The sequence below is a fragment of the Proteiniphilum sp. UBA5384 genome (assembly GCF_002410825.1).
GTDB lineage: Bacteria > Bacteroidota > Bacteroidia > Bacteroidales > Dysgonomonadaceae > Proteiniphilum.
Map to the genome: position 1 here is coordinate 65,992 of NZ_DHOS01000070.1, position 19,361 is coordinate 85,352.

General features: G+C 45.9%; 16 protein-coding genes, 1 other RNA gene and 1 pseudogene. 9 read left to right on the plus strand and 9 right to left on the minus strand.

Annotation, left to right across the window (positions count from 1 at the left end; all coding sequences use genetic code 11):
• The first annotated feature begins 158 nt into the window (after window positions 1-158).
• Window positions 159-464 (plus strand): hypothetical protein, encoded by a 306-nt coding sequence (locus tag B4G81_RS13750; RefSeq protein WP_294083490.1) that lies wholly within the window; start codon window positions 159-161, stop codon window positions 462-464.
• A gap of 71 nt (window positions 465-535) precedes the next feature.
• On the opposite strand, the gene B4G81_RS13755 is transcribed toward B4G81_RS13750, so the two are convergent.
• Window positions 536-727 (minus strand): hypothetical protein, encoded by a 192-nt coding sequence (locus B4G81_RS13755; protein ID WP_294083492.1) that lies wholly within the window; start codon window positions 725-727, stop codon window positions 536-538.
• 641 nt (window positions 728-1,368) lie between these two features.
• Here B4G81_RS13755 and B4G81_RS13760 point away from each other — a divergent pair.
• The 5 genes from B4G81_RS13760 (at window position 1,369) to B4G81_RS13780 (ending at window position 10,468) form a co-directional block, all read left to right on the plus strand.
• Window positions 1,369-2,994: a DNA/RNA non-specific endonuclease gene (locus tag B4G81_RS13760; RefSeq protein ID WP_294083465.1), complete on the plus strand. Its 1,626-nt coding sequence runs from the start codon at window positions 1,369-1,371 to the stop codon at window positions 2,992-2,994.
• 69 nt (window positions 2,995-3,063) lie between these two features.
• On the plus strand, window positions 3,064-5,403 hold the full coding sequence (locus B4G81_RS13765) for a fimbrillin family protein (RefSeq protein ID WP_294083467.1): 2,340 nt from the start codon (window positions 3,064-3,066) through the stop codon (window positions 5,401-5,403).
• A 91-nt stretch (window positions 5,404-5,494) separates the two neighbouring features.
• Entirely contained in the window at window positions 5,495-8,011 is a 2,517-nt protein-coding gene (locus tag B4G81_RS13770) for a TonB-dependent receptor (RefSeq protein ID WP_294083469.1), read from the plus strand.
• 46 nt (window positions 8,012-8,057) lie between these two features.
• Window positions 8,058-9,425: a DUF5689 domain-containing protein gene (locus B4G81_RS13775; RefSeq protein WP_294083471.1), complete on the plus strand. Its 1,368-nt coding sequence runs from the start codon at window positions 8,058-8,060 to the stop codon at window positions 9,423-9,425.
• 11 nt (window positions 9,426-9,436) lie between these two features.
• Window positions 9,437-10,468: an endonuclease/exonuclease/phosphatase family protein gene (locus tag B4G81_RS13780; RefSeq protein WP_294083474.1), complete on the plus strand. Its 1,032-nt coding sequence runs from the start codon at window positions 9,437-9,439 to the stop codon at window positions 10,466-10,468.
• A gap of 16 nt (window positions 10,469-10,484) precedes the next feature.
• Here B4G81_RS13780 and B4G81_RS13785 read toward each other — a convergent pair whose 3' ends face one another.
• Genes B4G81_RS13785 through B4G81_RS13795 form a run of 3 tightly spaced genes read right to left on the minus strand, consistent with a single transcriptional unit; the run spans window position 10,485 to window position 12,575 of the window.
• On the minus strand, window positions 10,485-10,715 hold the full coding sequence (locus B4G81_RS13785) for a hypothetical protein (protein WP_294083476.1): 231 nt from the start codon (window positions 10,713-10,715) through the stop codon (window positions 10,485-10,487).
• Window positions 10,716-10,719: 4 nt separating this feature from the next.
• On the minus strand, window positions 10,720-11,988 hold the full coding sequence (locus B4G81_RS13790) for a S8 family peptidase (protein ID WP_294083478.1): 1,269 nt from the start codon (window positions 11,986-11,988) through the stop codon (window positions 10,720-10,722).
• Entirely contained in the window at window positions 11,952-12,575 is a 624-nt protein-coding gene (locus tag B4G81_RS13795; protein WP_294083480.1) for a LapA family protein, read from the minus strand. The genes B4G81_RS13790 and B4G81_RS13795 overlap by 37 nt, the downstream gene beginning before the upstream one ends.
• A gap of 326 nt (window positions 12,576-12,901) precedes the next feature.
• On the opposite strand from B4G81_RS13795, the gene B4G81_RS13800 reads away from it, so the two are divergent.
• The gene (locus tag B4G81_RS13800) at window positions 12,902-13,486 is read left to right on the plus strand and encodes a DUF4468 domain-containing protein (protein WP_294083481.1); all 585 of its coding nucleotides are present in this window, start codon (window positions 12,902-12,904) and stop codon (window positions 13,484-13,486) included.
• 115 nt (window positions 13,487-13,601) lie between these two features.
• Window positions 13,602-14,147 (plus strand): annotated as a pseudogene (locus tag B4G81_RS13805) (30S ribosomal protein S16); the annotation flags it as partial.
• A 321-nt stretch (window positions 14,148-14,468) separates the two neighbouring features.
• On the opposite strand, the gene pdxB reads toward B4G81_RS13805, so the two are convergent.
• Genes pdxB through B4G81_RS13820 form a run of 3 tightly spaced genes read right to left on the minus strand, consistent with a single transcriptional unit; the run spans window position 14,469 to window position 17,869 of the window.
• The gene (gene pdxB / locus B4G81_RS13810; protein WP_294083482.1) at window positions 14,469-15,581 is read right to left on the minus strand and encodes a 4-phosphoerythronate dehydrogenase PdxB; all 1,113 of its coding nucleotides are present in this window, start codon (window positions 15,579-15,581) and stop codon (window positions 14,469-14,471) included.
• Window positions 15,578-17,059: an NADPH-dependent glutamate synthase gene (gltA, locus tag B4G81_RS13815; protein ID WP_294083484.1), complete on the minus strand. Its 1,482-nt coding sequence runs from the start codon at window positions 17,057-17,059 to the stop codon at window positions 15,578-15,580. The genes pdxB and gltA overlap by 4 nt, the downstream gene beginning before the upstream one ends.
• Window positions 17,060-17,083: 24 nt before the next feature.
• Window positions 17,084-17,869, minus strand: coding sequence for a sulfide/dihydroorotate dehydrogenase-like FAD/NAD-binding protein (locus B4G81_RS13820; RefSeq protein ID WP_294083486.1), 786 nt, complete (start codon window positions 17,867-17,869; stop codon window positions 17,084-17,086).
• 145 nt (window positions 17,870-18,014) lie between these two features.
• Here B4G81_RS13820 and ssrA point away from each other — a divergent pair.
• Window positions 18,015-18,418, plus strand: a transfer-messenger RNA (tmRNA) gene (gene ssrA / locus B4G81_RS13825).
• 80 nt (window positions 18,419-18,498) lie between these two features.
• Here the strand turns inward: ssrA and B4G81_RS13830 are convergent.
• Window positions 18,499-19,014, minus strand: coding sequence for a hypothetical protein (locus B4G81_RS13830; protein ID WP_294083488.1), 516 nt, complete (start codon window positions 19,012-19,014; stop codon window positions 18,499-18,501).
• A gap of 4 nt (window positions 19,015-19,018) precedes the next feature.
• Window positions 19,019-19,336 carry a M91 family zinc metallopeptidase gene (locus B4G81_RS15370; RefSeq protein WP_414703209.1) on the minus strand — a complete coding sequence of 106 codons (318 nt, stop codon included), beginning with the start codon at window positions 19,334-19,336 and terminating at the stop codon, window positions 19,019-19,021.
• Window positions 19,337-19,361: the final 25 nt, after the last annotated feature.

The window sequence follows — 19,361 nt, forward strand, 5'->3', positions numbered from 1 at the left end:
AAAAAAACCGGACATCCAGTGGAGGGCACTGAAAAAGGTTCAATATTTCAGCCTAGTCCTTTTTGGCTCTACTAAAAATAAAGTTCGCCCGATTCCTTTCATTGGATTTGGCGAACTTTCTTCAACTCTGCATTTTTGGCTCCTTCCTTGTAATACCCTTGCTTTCTAGAACAGTTTGTGCATTTTCCAACATCAAAGTAATAGACCATCGCCTGATTCTTTCCCCGGTCCTTTTTTGGACTTTCCACCTGTATGACGCATTCGGCTGTCCCGCGGTGACGGAAACCTATTCCTATGACTACAATGTACGCAGCTGGCTGACACGGATAAACGGGCCGAAGTTCGACCAGACGCTGGCTTATAACACGACAATGAATAAAGTGACACCAATCACGCCACAGTACGGTGGCAATATCAGCGCCATGAAGTGGAGGTCGGGCGATGAGACCGTAGAACGGGGCTAGCGGTTCACCTATTACACCTATAGCGGTAATAAACTGACAAAAGTCACAGATGCGGTTACAACCCCGATCACCTACCCGCAAGCGTTCCACTTCGTGGACGGGGCCAACGCCGACAATGAACAAGAATGGAAACCTTTTTTGTACTTCTTTTTGCCTGTGTTTTTGACCGCTTCGTCCTTTGCTTTTCTTCTCTCACCGGTCACAATCGCTACCAGTGTAGCATGAATATGGGGTGTCGTTTCATCCAGATGTAGTTGATGCATTCGGGAATAATAATTTTCAGCAAAAACGAGCCGATCAGTGGTATCAGGCAAAAGTCAAGCAGGGTCTTGAAGTCCCGGAACACCTCGCTGGTTTTTAATGCCTCGAACATAAATCCGAAGCTGACCAGCAGAAAACCGAATAATACGATCAGTAGCCAGAAGAGATAATTCTGAACGAGATTTTGTCTGCGCTGCGGGTTATCGATTGAAATTATTTTGCAAGTTGCTTATTTACAGAGTGAAAGAAGATTTATCGTGTCTTCTACAATAACACAAAAAACACAGAAAGTAGTGTTAGAGCTATAATGGAGTTTTAAGTGCCTCGGCCTTATAGGTTACACATTTAAAAATAAATAATTATGATAAGAAATATAACAATGAGGGAGTTGCATCAAAATCCTCTTTCACAAGATTTGAGAGAAGAGTATTTGGAAAAATCGAATATCGAACAACCTGAATATGGACTAATACTTAAAAATAAAAAATAAACTGAATATTAACATCTTTAATGCTTCATTTTATCAAAAAATAGAATATATTTGCCATTAATATATAACTAAATGTGCGATTTATCTCTTGTGACGAAGATAATCGAAACGTGATAAATCTATATTATTATCAGGAAACTGAAAGCCAAACCTATGAGAAGGCCAATTTATCTGTATTTTTTGCTATTTATAACCCTGCTTAGTTGTAGCAAGGAAAATAGTTTATTTCCGGATGGGGAAACGGAAAGGGTTCCTTTACGTTTTTCATCGGTACTTTTCGAGAATGATATTACCCGTGCGAGTGGTACCACATGGGACAGTGGTGACCAGATCGGTATATTTGCCATTCGACACCAATCGGCTCTTGATCCCGGAAATATCATCGACAACAATGAGAACCTCCCGTTTGTAACGAATGGCGATGGCTTTTTTTATGCGCAAGGAAAGCAGATTTACTATCCCGAAGAAGATGCATCGATGGATATTATCGCTTACTATCCTCATAAAAGCGATTTGGATAGTTATAATTATCCCGTGGATATTATCCTGCAGCCGGAGATTTTTTACAGCAATAACCTCAAGGAGGCAAACAAAGAGAACCCACAGAATAACGGGTTGCAATTCAGGAGGATTCTTTCCCGGATTGTTTTCAATGTAACCACCACTACCGGTGACGGGGCGTTGAATGGCCTGACTGCCTCCATCGAAGGCGCAAAAACCCAAGCCTCTCTCTCTTTGGTGGATGGATCGCTTTCTGTCGATGACCAATCGGTTAAATCCGTCCCTTTGACTGTTTCAGGCACCGATGCGCTAAAACAGGTGTCGGCCATCCTGTTGCCGTCGGAGAAAACAAACGAAATATCAGTGCAGTTTTCCGTGGGAGGTAAGTCTTATCAATGGAGGGTGCCTTACGTGCTGGAAGCGGGCAAAGTCTACCGCTATGATATCAAACTGGATGGGTTGTCGCCGGAAGTGGAGGTGTCGAGTCCTTACATGGAGATGCCGGTATATACATCGAGCGGTACGGCACCTAATTCAGCCGCCGTCCTGCACATGGTGCATAACAAGAATTGGCTTAATTCCGCCTATCAGTCAAATAGCCCGAATAGCGTCCGTAACTACAGCATATTGTTCGATACGAAAAATAGGATTCCTTACTGGGTGGCTTTCCCGATGCATCCGGCCTATATGGCTTCGGGCAACAGAACAGATGCTTGGGAGTATGATCCTATTATTCCGACTAAAGACCAGCCGATGCTTTATAGTGGATGGAACGGTAATAACTTTGATAGGGGGCATCTCATGGCAAGTGCCGACAGGAATGCGACACGGGACATCAACAAAACCACCTTTTATTTTACCAATATGGCACCACAAAACGGAAAGATGAATGGAGGCACTTGGGCGCAACTTGAAGGGAAGGTGAGGACATGGAGCAAAGAACTCCAATACGACACCTTGTTTGTGGTGACCGGCTGTATCCTTCCCCAATCACCTGAACCTGTCACTTATGCTGCGGATAACAACGGAGCTAAATCTGCCATACCGAAATATCTTTATAAAGCGCTGTTACGGAAAAAGAAAAGTACCGGTGCCTATACCTCTATCGTTTTTAAAATGGAAAATGCGGATACGGGGATATCCTATAATGATTCGAGAAGTATTATCTCCGTTGCCGATTTGGAGAGAGAGACCGGATTTACCTTTTTCCCAAACCTTCCGGAGAGTGTGGCGTCCACGGTGAAGCAGAACAAGTCGATGTCACCTGATTGGAATTAATAATAGAATAAGTAGCGATGCTATAAAAATATAAATTTTTTTATTGATCTATTTTAATCTTACGACGGTATGAAAAGTTTTAAATTGGTTTTAACGTTATTATTCGGAGTACTATTGCTCAATGCATGTGATTCCGACAAAGATTGTCCGCTCAATCCGCTGGATAGTGCCAATCAGGTAAAATTTCAGGCAACCATCGGAGCTTCAGACTTGCGCGCAAGCGGCACCACATGGGATGCCGGTGACGCTATAGGCGTATATGCGCTGAACGGAGGTACGAATTTACCCGGAGGCGTGTACCTGGAGAAGGAGAATATAAAGTATACGACTCCCGGAAGTGGGGCGTTTACTGCGGCTACCACCGGTATTCCTTTTCCTGAAACGGGGGCGCTCGATTTTATCGCTTACTATCCCTATCAGGAGGTAATCAATAACCATACCTATGCGATTAATGTGGCGAACCAGTCCAATCCGGCGGCTATTGACCTGTTGTATTCCAATAACGCGAAAGGGGCTACGATCGCTAATCCTACAGTAGGGCTTGAATTCAGGCATATGCTCTCCATGCTGGTACTGAACGTGGCAGCGGGTGATGGTGTCAATGCATTGGATGGATTAAGCGTTTCGGTCCAGGGCCTGAAAACCAACGGGACTTTCAATCTGACCAATGCTGCTATTACTACAGGTGAAACTACCGGTAATATCACCGCAACAACAGCTGTTTCCGGAAAAAGCGCCACAGTGGCCGCCATTTTGGTGCCGGAACAAGGCCTGGATAACTCCAAAATCAGTTTTTCACTGGCCGGTCAGACTTATGAGTGGATACCCGAGGAGATGTCGTTGGAATCGGGTAAGAAATACACTTACTCCATTCAGTTGTCAACCACCGGTGTGAGCCTGCTTCAACCGAATGCCACCATTATCGATTGGGAAGATGCCGATACCGGCACGGGAAGTATTATCCTTACCCCGGAAGAAGGAGGAGGCGAGGAGTATATGACCATTGCCGAATTGCGTGCGAAACATACAGGTTCCAACGTGACTATCACCGATGATGTAAAAATAAAAGTAGTGGTGGTACAAAGCCTCGCCGGAGGAAATTCAACCTCCAAGAAAAATATCGTGGTACAGGACGAGACAGGTGGTATCGCTATCCGGTTTGTAGATGATACTGAGGATTTTGATTTTGGTGATGAAATAGAGATTAATATGCAGGGACAGCAGTTATCCGCATATAACGGCTTACTTCAGATAAACAACCTTGTCAATGCCAATGCTACCAAGATAGGTACAAAATCTATTGTGGCGAAAGAAATAACGGCCGCCCAACTCGTTAGCGGTGATTATGAATCGCAATACGTGGCTGTGACTAATGTGCAGGTAGTGTCAGATGATTTAAGTAAGACATTTGCCACGACAAGCGGTCATGGGTCAATCAACATGGAAGCTGAAACCGGTGAAACCTTTATTATGTTTACTTCAAGGTATGCAGTATTCCAGGCGGAAACAGTGCCTCAGGGAAGCGGAACGTTGAAGGGACTTGCCAGTGTGAATAATACTACCTACCAGATTTTGCCGACGGTATTAGACGATGCCGCAGGAATGACCGGCACCCGGTTTGGGGTTACCAACACTTTGACTGTCTCTCCCGGATCAATCCAATTCGAGGCTATATCAGGAAATACACAAACTATTACTGTTACTGCTTCGGGTGCATGGACAGCTACGACGGAAGGCACTGGCTTTACTGTTAGTCCTACATCCGGAACCGGTGATGCTACCGTTACAGCTACAGCTTCTGCTGCTTCAGGTGCCTCCGGAAAGATAGTGTTTACACTGGATGGTACTGCTGTTACAAAAGAAGTGACTGTGTCGCAGAAGAGTGCCGGAGGAACAACAGGAAATACTTTATTCCCCGGTTCAGATTTTGACGATTGGAGTGCTTTCCTTGGTTCATTGAATAGTTTCGGATTGAAATCTGGTTATACCGAACAAAGTAATGATGGTCAAAACGGCTCAAAGGCTTTACGTTTAAATGGTACACCAACTGGGAACGATTATGTGTTTACAGCTACTGTTCCTGATGGTTTTTCAGCAGCAGGTAAATCAAAGATCGTATTTTACATTAAAGGAACTTCTGCTAAATCGCTATCACTGAATGTCTATAAATCAGGTGGCACAACCTATAATATTTTTAATTTGGGAAATTATTCAACTGAGAAAACACTCAAATCCACGGCTCAGAATGACTATTCCGGAACTATTAATACTGGAAGTAACTGGCTAAAAGTAATACTTGATATAAATGGTCTTGATATTACTTCAACGGCAGGAGAGAGTTTATTTGCCCTGAAAGTTGGTAAAGAAGCAGTCTACGATCTCTTAGTCGACGATATCACAATAGAATAATCCATCACCTAAGAAGGTGGAATAATTAACTCGGAAGCCGGGCTTTTACCGGCCTGGCTTCCGATATTTTGCAAATAAATAGTTTTATTATATGAAACAAAAACTATGGCTTTGGATTTTCCTGCTCTGCTCATTGCCGGCGTTTGCGCAGGAGGTGGATGAGAGAGAGCGCATGGTAGAAAGCTTTCAAATGACGGCTACCATCGATGAGATCCAACGCGCGATGGAGGATGATGACGCCGGAGGATTGTCGCAGGATGTAAGCGCCATGGTTATCTTCTCCAATGATATTTTTCTGAAGAACGCGGGCTACCAGTTCTCCCAGTTCCGCTACCGTATCCGCGGCTACCAGAGCCGTTTCGAAGAACGGTACATTAACGGGGTGAACTTCAACGACCAGATCCGCGGAATGTTCAACTATTCCGCCGTCGGTGCGCTCAACGACATGACACGCAACGGCGACGCGGTGAATTATTTCGCCCCGTCCACCTATTCCTTCGGCTCCATCGGCGGGTCTGAAAATATCAATATGCGCGCGGGAAATTATACCCGGGGTGGCAAGGCGACCATCTCGCTGACGAACCGAAACTACTACGCACGTAGCATGGTCAGCTATTCCACTGGCATGCAGGATAACGGCTGGGCGGTCAGCGCATCGCTCGGGGGGCGCTATTCGCACGAAGGAAATATCGAAGGGGTCTTTTATAGGAACATAGCTTATGCCCTTGGTATCGAGAAAGAGGTGAATAACCACCGGATTTCGTTCATGACGTTCGGCTCGCCCGTAGAACGGGGACAGCAGGGCTCTTCGTTGCAGGAGGTATATGACCTTGTGGATAATAACCTCTATAACCCGAACTGGGGATACCAGAACGGCAAGAAAAGAAATGCGAGGGTGGTAAAATCATACGACCCCACGGGCATTTTGTCGCATGTCTGGAAAATCAATGAATTTACCACGCTGACAACCGGGGTGGGGGTGCATTACAACCGTTACGGAGGTACCGCGTTGAACTGGTACAACGGTCCCGACCCGCGTCCCGATTACTATCGTTACCTGCCCTCATACTATCAGGAAAACCAGACTGCATTCGACTATTATACTTATCTCTGGGAAAAGCAATGCGGAAAAGACAGGGTTTCCCAAATCAACTGGGACAAGATGTGGGAAGCAAACCACATCAACAACATGGAAGGAAACGGCTCGGCCATTTATATGGTGGAGGAACGGCGTCGCGACCTGTTTGAAACGGCCATCAACTCCACGCTCAACACGGAACTTTCGGAACGGGTGAAACTGACAGCCGGCATCGGCTTCAAAAATTCACTGTCGAAACAGTTCAAGACGGTGGATGATCTGCTGGGAGCACAATACCTGTTAGACACCGACAAGTTTGCCGAACGGGATTTCCCGGGAGATAGGCAGACGGTGCAAAACGACTTGCAACGGCCTGACCGGAAGGTCTATAAAGACGATGTGTTTGGATACGATTTCAGGTTCAGGGTCAACTCGGCCGATATCTGGTTCCAGCAGGAACATTCGTACCGCCATATCGACTTTTATTTCGGATCAAAGCTGAAGTATACTGAATTCCAGCGTGAAGGAAAGATGCAGAACGGCCGGTATCCCGACAATTCTTTGGGTAAAGGAAAAAAACACCGCTTTACCGATTATGCCCTGAAAGGGGGATTGACCTATAAGGTAAGCGGACGCCATTTTATCACGGGAAATATCAGTTACCAGACGGCAGCACCGTTGGTGGACAACGTATACATCTCTCCGCGTATTACCGACGAGGCGCCGGACAATATAAATAGCATGCAGGTCTTCTCCGCCGATATCAACTATGTGTTTTCACTGCCCAACCTTGCCGGACGTGTCACCGTTTTCAATACCAATTTTTATGACGATATGATGCGTATCAGTTATTATCACGATTCGGAAAGGACATTCGTGAACCATCAACTGCTGGATGTCAATAAAGTACACCGGGGCATTGAAGTGGGTGTGAACTATAAGTTGAACGACACGTGGAATTTCGACCTGATCGGGTCCACTGCTGAATATTATTATGGCAATAACCCCGAGGGGGTGATCAGCTATGAAAACGGAAAAGAGTCGGGGATGGCAGAAAAGGTTTATCTGGACGATTATTATCTGGGTGGAACGCCGCAGACGATGGGTACCCTGGGCATCAACTTCTTCCGTAACTACTGGTTCCTGAACCTGAACATCAACGGATTCGGACGGAATTATGTGGAGATATCGCCGCTCCGCCGGCTGGCATCCAACTATGTAGGGGTGGTGCCTCCGGGAGCCAACGGATTCGACGAAAAGCTCTATAACGCTTACCGGACGTTGACTGACCAGGAGAAATTCAAGGGTGGCTATACGCTGGACTTCGGTATCGGTAAGATATGGTACCTGCCTAATCGTAACTCGATCAACTTCAACCTGGCGGTAAACAACCTGCTGAATAAAAAAGATATACGTACCGGTGGATATGAACAGGCGAGAATCAACCTTGATTATTCCGACCGCTTCGCTTCAAGGTATTTCTATATGCAGGGCATCAATTGCTTTTTCAATATGAGTTACCGTTTTTAAACTGAATAAAGATAATATGCAACTATCCAATATAAAGAATAAGAATATGAAACGAGCAGATAAATTATTTGCCCACCGGATGGCCCGCCGTTTTCTTGGACTGGTCGTGGCGATGACCGTGTTGCTTTCGTGCGAACGGGATTTCCAGGCACCGCCCCTGACCGAACCTGCTTATACCGGTCCCGAGGCCAATATGACCATCGCCAAACTGAAATCGTTGTACGCCACCATCACCGACCCCACTTTGATCGATGTGGATTACACCATCAAGGCAACGGTGGTAGGGAACGATGTGTCGGGAAATATTTTCAAACAGCTCTATATCCAGGATGAAACAGGCGGCATCAACATGGGGGTGGACCAGAATTCCATCTTCACCGAATTCCGTGAGGGGCAGGAGATATATGTACAGCTGAAAGGCCTCTATATGGTGATGTATGGCGAACAGCTACAGATAGGCTACGGACAGACGAATGCCAACCGCATCCCGTGGGAGATTTTTAATTTCTATGTGCAGAAAAACAAATGGCCCAAGGCTGAAAATGCCGTCCCGAGGACGGTCAAACTCTCCGAACTGGATGAGACGATGGTCAACACCTTGGTGAAACTGGAGAATGTCTACTTCGTGGATGGCGGCAAATTGCCGTTCAGCGCGTCGGATGCCACTACTAACCGGTTACTGAAAGATGGAGATGGAAATTCCATTATCGTCAGGAACAGTAACTATGCCAGCTTTGCAGCTGATATGTTGCCTGAAGGCGGTGGAACACTGGTCGCGGTCCTTTCCAAGTTCCGCGCGGACTGGCAACTGCTTATCCGCTCGATCGACGATTGCCGGAATTTCGGTCAACCCATTCCCGGAGGCACCACGCCCGTCGATCCGGATATAAAAACCTATTACACCGAAACATTTGGTACGGCCGATGTGGCGGCACGGCCTTTGATTGCCGATTATACCGGATTCGACAACAAGAGTGTGAAATACAGCGATGCTTCGGGATCTGTGTCCGTCCGGACGACGAACACTTTTAACACACCGCACCTCTGGTTCCCTTCCGGTAAAGATGGTTACCTGACGATTGAGGGGATAGATACATCGGAAGGAACCGGCGAGACGCTGACGTTGAATTACGAACTGACGGCCAATCTTTTTGATGCGGGTTCGGAAATGAACCTGAATGCGATGGCAGTCACGGTAGATGGCAAAGCGATGGATGTGCCCAGCCAGGTGGTAAGTAATGCCAATGGTGATAATAACAAGGTCTATTCTATTTCACTGAAGGGAATACCCGCCAAGAAAGATTTGAAGATCGAGTTCCACGGAAAAGCGGCGGACAATACAATGGGTTTGCGGTTGGACAATATCTCCATCACTACGGCAAAGGACGAGGTGATAGTGATCAAACCTAAATAGAGAGGGTGGATATGAAGAGATTGCTGACTATATCGATTCTTTTGCTGGGTGTTATCCTTCTGTTTGCCCAGCAAAAGAATTATAACGTATATTCGATTGCCTTTTACAATATCGAGAACCTGTTCGATACCGAAGATGATCCCGATAACAATGGAGATAATGAGTTCCTTCCCGGCAGTACTTATAACTGGACACAGGATAAATATGAGAAGAAACTGGACAATATTGCTCGTGTGATTAGCCGTCTCGGTCGTGACTATTGCCCCATGGGACCTGCAGTGATTGGTATCTCGGAGGTGGAAAATAGGAAGGTGCTGGAGGATTTGGTCAAACGGCCGGCCATCGCAGCGATGGGACTGGAGATTGTACACCAGGAGTCGCCTGACCGGCGGGGAATCGACGTGGCGCTGCTTTATAACCCCCGGCTTTTTCAGATGACAGGTTACTTTGCTTCTCCTTACTACAATGAACAAAATCCGGAATATGTCTCACGCGACCAGCTATGGGTGAGCGGTTTGCTGGCAGGGGAGAAAATCCATGTGTCGGTCAACCACTGGCCGTCGCGTTATGGCGGCGCAAAATCATCGTCGTTGCGTGAAGCCGCTGCCGCCAATGTCAAGGCGGTAGTTGATTCACTTTATCAGGATTCTCCGGATGCCAGGATTTTTATCATGGGAGACCTGAACGACGACCCCGTGGACAGGAGTACCCGGATTGTGCTGGACGCTAAAAGAGTCTCCGGTGATGTGAAGACCGGAGGATTGTTCAATCCCATGTGGCGGTTATACAGTCAGGGCATCGGGTCGCTGGCATATCAGGGTAAGTGGAGCCTGTTCGACCAGATCATCATTTCTTACCCGCTTTTGGGGAGTGATTATTCACAACTCCGTTTCTGGAGGGCTGAAGTATTCAATAAGGATTTCCTGATTCAAAAGGAAGGTCCCGACAAGGGATATCCTCACCGTACCTTTTCGAATAATACTTTTATCAATGGTTATAGCGACCACTTTCCCGTGATCGTCTATCTGGTCAGGGAGGAGTGATGCCCTGTGGCGGTTTTTATTGTATTTCGGAATCGGGTGGGGGAAGGTCCACCTTTTTCTCCTCTACCAGTGAAGCTACCTCCTTGTGTCTGCGTATGCGGGGGATGGCATCCTCTTCTGCCGTGCCGACAATTACCCCGAACTCATAAATCCGGATAATGGTCAGTCCTTCCCGGTGCAGTTGATTCGCCACAATAGTCAGCCGGTCGAGATAAATCTCCGATATGGTAATGATAAGTTGTCGCATAATCCTATATGGGTGCTATAACGAGTCCTTCGCCCGCATCTTCCGCAGGTAATGAGAGGACCCGGGCGTTTTTTCTTAATTCGTTTTCAATCATCGCCGGAGTGGCATCCGGGTATTTTTCAAAGAGTAAGGCCGAAATACCGGCTACATGGGGTGTTGCCATACTCGTGCCTGAAACGGTACGGTATCGTGTCGGCATTGGCCAGGAGGAATAGATCTTCACTCCGGGTGCGGCAAAATCTACTAACCCCGTGGGATTGATCGCCCTGTTGGAGAAATCGCCGATTTGTAAGCCTGAATCTACTGCGGCTACGGCAAGGATAGAAGGACAATCGGCGGGACTTGCTACGGGATTGAACCGGTCTTTCGACCGTTGGCTTTCATTCCCTGCTGCAGCCACAGTCAATGTCCCTTTCGACAGGGCATATTGAGCTGCCCGCTCATAAGCGATATCGTAGCTCTCCCCTTCCGCAACCGATGAACCCAGCGACAGGGAAAGTACCTTGCATCCCTTATCCGCAGCCCATGTCATTCCGTTCAACACCCACGATTGGGCGCCGCTTCCCTCGTCGCTCAACACCTTTCCCACGTAGATTTGCGCCTGTGTGGCCACGCCGTAGCGTTTTCCCTGTGGGTTGGACGATCCGCAGGCGGTGCCGATACAATGTGTACCGTGGCCGTATATGTCAAGGATACCTTCGTCAGGAACAAACGAGGCGGCAGTAATCTCCCGCCCTTCGAAATCGGGATGGTGGATATCGAACCCGGTATCCAGAATGGCAACTTTCACTCCCGCTCCCGTATAGGGTGAACGGAGGGTTTCAGTGATCTGTATGCCCCATGTGGCTTTGTTCTCATTTTCGTTGATGGCAGGAATTTCTCCGGGAATATAGACTACTTTTTCCGGTACGACCAAAAAGCCGGGACCGGATAACCTTATCTGTTGTATTTTCTCCTCGTCCACGCCGACCAGTGCGATACCCAACTCGTTAAACATCAGTGCATCGGCATCTTTTAACTTGTTTTCATCCGGTGGTGAGGAGGTGAAATCGGCCGTAGTAGCTACAGAGAGTTTCCATTTTTTTTTCAACAGGTGGATAGCTTCCAGAGTCTCTTTACTGTTCTTGTCAAGGATCAGGAAATAACGGCCGGTATAACGCGGGTTATAATCCGGGTTTTTGTCACCAACTTCCCGGGGATATTTCTCCAGTGATGTGGCTGTCGGGGTATTGTCTTTCAGGAAGGGTTGCCTTCCGAGTTTTGGTGGTTGCATAGCTGTTCTTCTTTTTTCCGTACCTCTTCCCTCCAGAGGGCAATTTCAGCCTTTTGCCTCCTGTTTTCCTCCATGATGGCAAAAAGGTTCGGCAGGTAAATTCTGGTGTAAAAATAACCGATAATAAATCCGGCGACGAAAGAGTAGATGATCAATGCGGCCAGGAGTGGTCCGGCAAAATCAACATCAGTCAATAAACTGTGGCTGTTGTCAATAAGATAATCAACCAGGCTTTGCAGGTAACCCGGAATTTTTCCCAGTTGAGTGAGGGTAACCCCGATGATTATCTTGGTGAGCCAGTCGGATACATCTTCCAGGTTGGTGTTGGGCATATATTGGGTAGTCCTGTCATAATCTTCCCGGGGATTATAGTTTTTATTCAGTTTGGGAATCCCGAACAGAAACCCCAGGAGTGCCCCCAACAACAGGGACGCAAAAGCAATGACGATCAGCAGCCCGAAGAAATTCCAATAGCTTTGCGAAATAGTGGAACAGGCAAAGCAGGTAATCAACACAGGCAGCACCAGTAAGAGCGGAAACAGATGAATGGAATGTTCTCTTCCGGCAGAATGTTTGTCTGTATTCATGGCTTTTAAGTAGGATTATTTATTCTCTCACCCTTCGTGTACCGCTATAGTTATCAGCAAGGACGGCAGGTGACATACCCTACCACTGGTAGGTTCCATTGTCTGAAGGGCTGCACGTTCATGCAGGAAGGACAGCCCGATATTACGTCGCATTACGATGGCAAGATACTAAAATCTTTCGATTTTGACAAGTGAAACTCTTTTTTTGTTCCTATTGGGAAACAAGAACGGAAAAAACTATTAACTTTGTTGGGATAAGAAAAAACGAGGCGAGAATAGGGCCCGTATGTGAAAAATAATGATTATACAATTTTTATAGAAAGAAGATGAAAAGATCGATTTTTAATTTATTATTAATAACCGCTGTGTTTTTATTATGTGGAGGAAGCACTCTGACAGCACAAAATCGCAGTACATCGGAATATCTTAAAGGAGCTGTTCCTCTGGAAGATGGAGAGGTTGTGTTCCGTAAATCTTTTAAGGCTCCCAATGTAAGCCGGGATTCATTGATGAACTTTACCCGGGACTGGATCAACGGGAGGGATGACCAGGAAAAACAGCTTTCGAGCAGAGTTTTGATTTTCGATGAAGAGAAGGGTGAAGTAGTAGGAGGATGTAGTGAAAAACTTGTTTTCACATCAAAATTGTTGATACTCGATCAGGCAAATATGAGTTATTATATCCATGCAACTTGTACTCCGGGTGCGGTGGACTTGGCCATCATCAGAATAAGATATGAATACGAAGACAAGCAAAGATTTACTGCTGAAGAGATGATCGCCGATGAGGTTAGCCTTGATAAGAATCAGAAGAAAATCTTGAAATCTTCGGAAAAATGGAGGGTAAAAACAATTGATTTTGTGGATGATCTCTTCAAGGATTATAGTTACCGTCTCTTCCAAAGCATATGACTTTACAAATAAAGGAAGAAATTGGACTCAGGTGGAAGATATTTTGCAGTTACGGAATTAATTTCTATCTTTGCACCCGCAAATGCAAGAAGTAAATTTTAAAAGAAACTACTAAATGGCAACAAAACTTCGTTTACAAAGGAGAGGACGTAAAAATTATCCCTTCTATCAGATTATTGTTGCAGATAGCAGAGCACCACGAGATGGAAAGTATATTGAGAGGATAGGTTCTTATAATCCGAACACACATCCTGCTACGATCACTTTAGATTTCGACAGAGCTTTGTATTGGCTGCAAACGGGGGCACAACCCACCGATACCGTACGTAACATCTTATCGGATGAGGGTGTATTATTGAAGAAACATCTTCTCGGAGGTGTAGCTAAAGGTGCTTTTGATGAAGCGGAAGCTGAAAAGAGATTCGAAGCATGGAAAAATTCGAAATCACAGCTCACCCAGAAGCTCATCGAGAAAGATGATGAAAAGAAACGGACAGAAGCAAAAGCTCGACTTGATGCAGAAAAAGAGGTGAACAAAACCAGGGCGGAAGCTTTAGCCAAGATGAGGGCCGAAGAAGAAGCTGCCAACGCACCTGCTCCGGTAGAGGAAGAAGTACCGGCTGTAGAAGAAACAGTTGAAGTGGCAGAACCGGCAATTGAAGAGACTGTAGAGGCAAAAGCCGAAGAAACACCGGCTGATGCTGATGAGGCAGAGGGAACTCCCGTAGAGGTTAAAGAGGCTACTGCGAAAGAGGAGGAAGCTCCTGTACCTGTAAAAGAAGAAGAGGCTCCTGAAGTAAAGGAAGAACCCAAAGCAGAGGTGTCGTCTGAAGAAGCTTCAGAAGAAAAACCTGAATAAATTAAACATACATTAGGTTAAAGGCCCGGTGCACCTGCATCGGGCCTTTTTGGTTATTATATAAACCAATAAATATCATCAACCAAGCAAGCAACGCCGGTAAATATTTATTATCTTTAAAAATCACTTCCCGTGGAACCCCAGGCTGAGTAGGATTGGTAAAACCCGGGTATCTGTGTGGAGCAGTGAATATGCCGGATACTCCCGCCGTAATGGATAGTTGGAACGGAACCAATAGAATTTTCCAGGCTCAGATTTTAAAACGGTAGTTTCGGTCAACGGATTATAGGTATGCCATACGGCGTGCTGAAGTTGCTCTCCGGGGGCTATTCCCTGTAAATCCACCAATGATTGTTCCGGAACCGGTATCTCTTGATACTGCGGGTTTTGCATGTTTATATTAAAGAACTTGTTTAGGTTTTCGAGACTCATTTTCGTGGCAGTCCATTTGCCGTCGGCGCTATATCCGGCAATGTGCGGTGTAGCGATGTCTGCCAGCCGGAGCAATTCATGGTCTATCGCCGGTTCATTTTCCCAGCAATCGAGTACCACTCCGCTGATTTGCCCGTGCTGAATAGCTTTTTTCAATGCTTGGTTATCCGTGATGCCACCACGGGCTGCATTGATGATAAAAGGTTTTTTTTCGACCGAAGTTAAGAATTGTTTATCTGCCAGATGGTGGGTTTTGTATTTACCTGTCTTGGTCAGGGGGGTATGGAAAGTGATTATATCGGCTTCCCGTTGTAAGGTTTCGATATCTGTAAAGAGAGCAGATCCTTCGCGTTCTTCCCGGGGAGGATCGTTCAACAACACCCGCATTCCCAGTTTTTTACATGCTTCGTCTACCTTGTTGCCTACATTTCCTGCACCTACTATACCTATTGTTTTCTCTTCCAGGTTGAATTGATATTTCTCCGCCAGATGTAATAGGGAGGCAGTCACATATTGTTCTACCGAAGAAGCATTACAACCCGGTGCAGTACGCCAGGCAACCCCATGGGTATCACACCACTCCGTATCAATATGGTCGAATCCGATAGTGGCAGAGCAGATTAATTTTACGCTGGTTCCCGAAAGAATTTCTTCTCCGAAATGGGTGACAGTGCGCACGATAAGGGCATCTTTGTCCTTGATAGCATCCCGGGTGAATTGATTTCCCGGAAGATATTCCACTTCACCGTACTGTTCGGCAATTCCTCTCAGGTAGGGGATATGTGCGTCTGCAAGTATTTTCATATTGTTAAAATCATCACATCATCCAGATATTGATTCATCGCTTTGGCAGCCTTTCTTCCGTCACCCATGGCCAGGATAACGGTTGCGCCACCACGTACGATATCGCCACCGGCAAATATCATCTCGTCAGCTGTCTGCATGGTGTCGCCATTGACTACGATAGTGCCCCATGAGGTGACCTCCATTCCTTCAAAACTCTGTGGAATAAGTGGGTTTGGGGAAACACCTACGCTCACAATCACTTCGTCCACTTCCAACCAGACGGTATCGCCTTCAATGGCTACGGGGCGGCGACGACCGGACTGGTCGGGTGCTCCCAGTTCCATGCGTTGCAACAGCATCCTTTGTACATGTCCACGTTCATCGCCTTCGTAACGGAGTGGGTTGTGAAGCGTATAAAAATCGATCCCTTCTTCTTTGGCGTGCTTGATCTCCTCTACGCGGGCGGGCATCTCCTCTTCTGAACGGCGATAAATAATCATTGCCTTTTCCGCTCCAAGGCGGCGCGCGGTACGGACGGCATCCATCGCGGTATTGCCACCGCCAACAACTGCCACCTTCTTTCCTTTATAGACTGGCGTATCACTCTCCGGATCAGCGGCCTGCATGAGATTCACACGGGTAAGATATTCATTGCACGACATGATACCTATCAGATTCTCGCCGGGAATATTCATGAAGTTGGGCAAACCGGCGCCGCTTCCCACAAAAATACCTTTGAATCCGTCTGTTTTGAGATCTTCCTCTGAAATAGTTTTGCCCACGATACAGTTGGTTTCGAATTTTACTCCCATCTTTTTCAGCCCGTCAATTTCGATATCGACAATCTCGTTGGGCAGACGGAATTCGGGAATACCGTACCGGAGTACGCCTCCCAATTCATGGAGTGCCTCAAATACGGTAACATCATATCCCATTTTCACCATGTCTCCCGCAAAGGCCAGACCGGCGGGACCGGAACCGACTACCGCTATCTTGATGCCGTTCGCTGGACCGGTTTCGGGTATGGAGATATTCCCGCTCATCCGTTCATAATCGGCCGCAAACCGCTCCAAATAACCGATGGCAACAGGTTCCTTCTTCAATTTCAGCGTGTAGAAACACCGGCTTTCACATTGCCGTTCCTGGGGACATACGCGACCGCAAACGGCGGGTAATGCACTGGTCTCTTTTAATACTTTTGCCGCCTCCAGAAATTCCCCCCTTTCGATATTCTTGATGAATTTGGGAATATTAATCTCTACGGGACAACCGGTAATACAGGTGGGATCTACACAATCGAGGCACCGTTGCGATTCGTTGATGGCCAGGTCCGCCGTCAATCCGAGGTTTACTTCGTCATAACTGCGACTGCGCACCACAGGATCTACTTCGGGCATTTTTACCCGGGGTATTGAGACCCTGTCTTTGGTTTTTACAGACTTGCGCAATGTCTCACGCCATTCCTGTGCCCGTTCGGTTTTCAGATATTCACTCATATATTGTTTGTTCAGTTTGATCACTTATCTATCATATGCCTTTAATCGCATCAGCATCTCGTCGAAATCCACTTGATGTGCATTGAATTCGGGTCCGTCCACACATACGAACCTGATCTGTCCTCCCACTGTGACACGGCATGCCCCACACATTCCGGTACCGTCTACCATAATAGTATTGAGTGACGCTACTGTCGGCACGTCATATTTTTTTGTCAGTTGCGAGACAAATTTCATCATGATGGCAGGACCGATCGTGACGCATAGGTCAACCTTTTCACGTTGAATCACATTCTCAACACCGGCGGTGATAAGTCCCTTTTCACCATAAGAACCATCATCTGTCATAAATATCACCTCATCTGAATTTTCACGCACCTGGTCTTCGAGAATGATCAACTCTTTTGTACGGGCAGCCAGTACTGAAATTACCCTGTTTCCTGCTTCTTTCATGGCCTTCATGATGGGTAGTATGGGAGCGATACCCACTCCTCCGCCTGCACAGACAACCGTTCCGAATTTTTCGATATGGGTCGCTCTTCCCAGTGGACCCACCATATCAGTGATGTAATCACCTTCATTCAATGCGCACACTTTTTGGGATGATTTACCTACCGTTTGGATTACAAGAGTGATAGTGCCCCTTTTAGCATCGGCATCGGCAATAGTATAGGGCACGCGCTCACCTTTTCTCCCTACACGTACAATTACGAAGTGGCCGGCCCGGCGGCTTTTGGCAATCAACGGAGCTTCCACTTCAAATTTTACCACTTTGTCGGATAAGTATTCTTTCGAAACGATTTTGTTCATGTTGTTGGTTTAATAAATCGGAGTACAAATATAAGGCTTTTTAGGGGGGTGTAAAAGAAATTAATCTCTTTTTGCGATTCATTTTTTGTTTCAATAAAAAAATAGTATCTTTGTAATCTCCTTGAGCGCAGGGAGAAAGATACTCGGGGTTGACTGGTTTTGACAGCGGGTAGAAGAGGTTTGTAAGCATGCAGTGCGTTGTCGGTTTGCACTTTAATCTCAAACGTCAGACCATTAACTGGCAATAATAACAATTACGCTCTTGCTGCGTGATCGAAGTATAGTAGATCAATCGCTTAATTCCGCCATTAGATGGCAGAACAAGACATCACCCGGAAGCTGTGGCTTCGAAGCATTCCGATCAGGTGGTGCAGGTAAATCGGAGATAGGATAGGCGAGGCTTCGGCGCCTTTCTGAAATTAAGAAGATAAGGATGGAGTATGATGTCTTCAGTCGCGTTCCTTCCCGACAATCAAAATGAAGATAAGCATGTAGAAAGCGGATTGCTTCCTCGTTTGGACGAGGGTTCGAGTCCCTCCAGCTCCACAATTGTCACTGATTATTAGTGGTATATTGTATCTACACCCAATTTTACACCCAGAAATGTAAGGTTAGGTGTTTTGTTTTTATCAATTACGAGAATCCCTATCTAGATTGAAGAACTCTTTAAAGTGGATACAATCAATCTGATATTTTCCCTTTTTAAATACTATTTTGGTAGCGTAAATCAACTCATTAGGTAAAATATTAGAGTTCGTTTCTTCTTCTTTCCTTATTTCCGGTATATTCCATTCCGACACTAACTTCATCATATATTTCGTAAAAAGAGGTTCATTTTTGCATTCAAAATCCCCTTGCTCGTTGGTACAAGAAAGTGTTTTGTTCTTATTCCAAATTGTAACTAGCATATTACCTTGAACGCCATACATTTCCAAAATGAATATAGTGTCATTTTGGGTTGAATACTCAAACTTATTCAAATAATCTAATTGCCTCCTGTAAAAATTGAGGGACTTTCCTATCATATCTTGACTTCCTTGACAAGCAGATATACTTTCATATATTTTTGAATTATATACTCGATTTTGAGTGCCACACCCCAATAAAATTAGAGCAAGCATTACATAGGATAAATAATTATTCATGATATTATCTCCCATACACAAATGGAGTTGGTAACAATGGGATACCATTGGGCGAAACACCATTTGACTGCCTATAAAACATACTTGTTCTGCCTCTAATTATTCTTGTACTTTCTAAGCCAACGCGTGTTCCTGAACTTGCATCTATTCCATAATGAGTTCGTAGTGGAATCCCATTTTCAGCTCTCAACTGATTTTCTATATGAGTTGCATATTTCTCAGAATTTGGTATTGTGACATTTCCTACTGTAACCCATGGAGAATTATCAATGGTGCCGTTCCATGTATCCTGAATATGTGCCATCTCGTGCCCTAATCCAATATCTTATCTTCGTCAAGGAGCCTTT